The organism is Streptomyces sp. NPDC057654, from assembly GCF_042800135.1.
In the GTDB taxonomy this organism is placed as follows: domain Bacteria; phylum Actinomycetota; class Actinomycetes; order Streptomycetales; family Streptomycetaceae; genus Streptomyces.
The window spans coordinates 1-1,452 of record NZ_JBHVHQ010001350.1 but is presented as its reverse complement, the minus strand read 5'-3'; the positions used below and the strand labels follow the sequence as shown (position 1 = coordinate 1,452).

General features: G+C 74.2%; 1 protein-coding gene, 3 tRNA genes and 1 pseudogene. 3 read left to right on the top strand and 2 right to left on the bottom strand.

Annotation, left to right across the window (positions count from 1 at the left end):
* Positions 1-410: pseudogene (locus tag ACFU99_RS43525) on the bottom strand (hypothetical protein); the annotation flags it as partial.
* Between the two features lie 156 nt (positions 411-566).
* The gene (locus ACFU99_RS43520) at positions 567-932 is read right to left on the bottom strand and encodes a metallopeptidase family protein (RefSeq protein ID WP_384404294.1); all 366 of its coding nucleotides are present in this window, start codon (positions 930-932) and stop codon (positions 567-569) included.
* A gap of 223 nt (positions 933-1,155) precedes the next feature.
* Here ACFU99_RS43520 and ACFU99_RS43515 point away from each other — a divergent pair.
* The 3 genes from ACFU99_RS43515 (at position 1,156) to ACFU99_RS43505 (ending at position 1,429) form a co-directional block, all read left to right on the top strand.
* Positions 1,156-1,228, top strand: a tRNA-Glu gene (locus tag ACFU99_RS43515).
* A 48-nt stretch (positions 1,229-1,276) separates the two neighbouring features.
* Positions 1,277-1,351: transfer RNA gene (locus ACFU99_RS43510), tRNA-Asp, on the top strand.
* A gap of 4 nt (positions 1,352-1,355) precedes the next feature.
* Positions 1,356-1,429 (top strand) — tRNA-Phe (locus tag ACFU99_RS43505).
* Positions 1,430-1,452: the final 23 nt, after the last annotated feature.

The following is a 1,452-nucleotide window of genomic DNA, read 5'->3' as shown; positions in this document are numbered from 1 at the left end:
GGCTTCGGCCGCGTACCCGGCCGGCCCGGCCGCTTCCCGGGCTCCGGGCTGTCGGCCCCGTCGGACCCATCGGCCCCGTCGGCGGAGGACGAGGCGTTGGCGGGGGCCGCCGAGCCCTTCTTCCCGCCCGGCTTGCCGTCCTCGTCCCCCGGCCGCGGGCTCTTGCCGCCCTTGGCCGTCTTCGCGCCCGTGCCCGCGTCCGTACGCGCCTGGCCGTCGCCCCGCGCCGCGCCGCCGTCCGGCTGCGGGCCGCCGCCCCGGTGGCCGGACGACTTGGACGGCGCGGGCTTCGCGGGGTCGCTCACGCTCATGCAGCCGCCGAGGGCCATGGCCGCGACGGCGACGGCCGCGGCGCGGACGAGCGCGGCGGGTACCTGGGACGCGGGCGGGGACATCGCGCGCATGGGCATGGGGACCACCTTCGGGTCGCGGAGCACGGGCCCCCTGCCCAACTGGCCTCCCCCCGCGCAGGACACGCGCCCCGCGCGCCCGGCGCGGTTCGCCCGCCCCCGCCACCCCACCGGTCGCGCCGCCCGAACGGCGGCACGGCCCGAACCCGTCACCCGTCACCCGTAGCCCAGCGCGTGCAGCCGCTCGTCGTCGATGCCGAAGTGGTGGGCGATCTCGTGAACGACCGTCACCTCCGTCTCCGCGACCACGTCTTCGCGGGAAGCGTCTTCGCGGGAGGCGCACATCCGCAGCGTCGGCCCCCGGTAGATCGTGATGCGGTCCGGCAGCACGCCCGCGTACCACTCGCCGCGCTCGGTGAGCGGCGTCCCCTCGTAGAGCCCGAGCAGCTCCGGCTCCTCCGCGGGCGGCTCGTCCTCCACGAACACCGCGACGTTGTCCATCAGCCTCGTCAGCTCCGGCGGGATCCGGTCGAGCGCCTCGGCGACCAGCCCCTCGAACTCCTCGCGCGTCATCTCCAGCACACCCGCCATTGTCCGCGAAGGGCCCCGGCCCCGCCGGGCGGACCGCCGCGCCGGGCCGGGCGGCGCCCTCCCCCAGCGGCCCCTGGAACCCCCCGAAGCCCCCCGGAGCCTCCTGCGACAGCCTTTCGGCAGCTCTTCGGGAAACCGTTTTGGCGTTACCTCCCCGCATCCCATATGCTTCTCACGTCCCCGACGCGCGGCGAAGCGCCCAGGTGGGCCATCAGCCCTCATCGTCTAGTGGCCCAGGACGCCGCCCTTTCAAGGCGGTAGCACGGGTTCGAATCCCGTTGGGGGCACGCATCACCGTGTGCGAGACTGGTTCACGCCGGTTTCGCACAATGCAAGGTCCTGTGGAGCAGTTTGGAGTGCTCGCCACCCTGTCAAGGTGGAGGCCGCGGGTTCAAATCCCGTCAGGACCGCTGCGGCTGGGTAGCTCAGTTGGTACGAGCGATCGCCTGAAAAGCGATAGGTCGCCGGTTCGACCCCGGCCCCAGCCACACCCTGTGGCACAGGCCCCGAT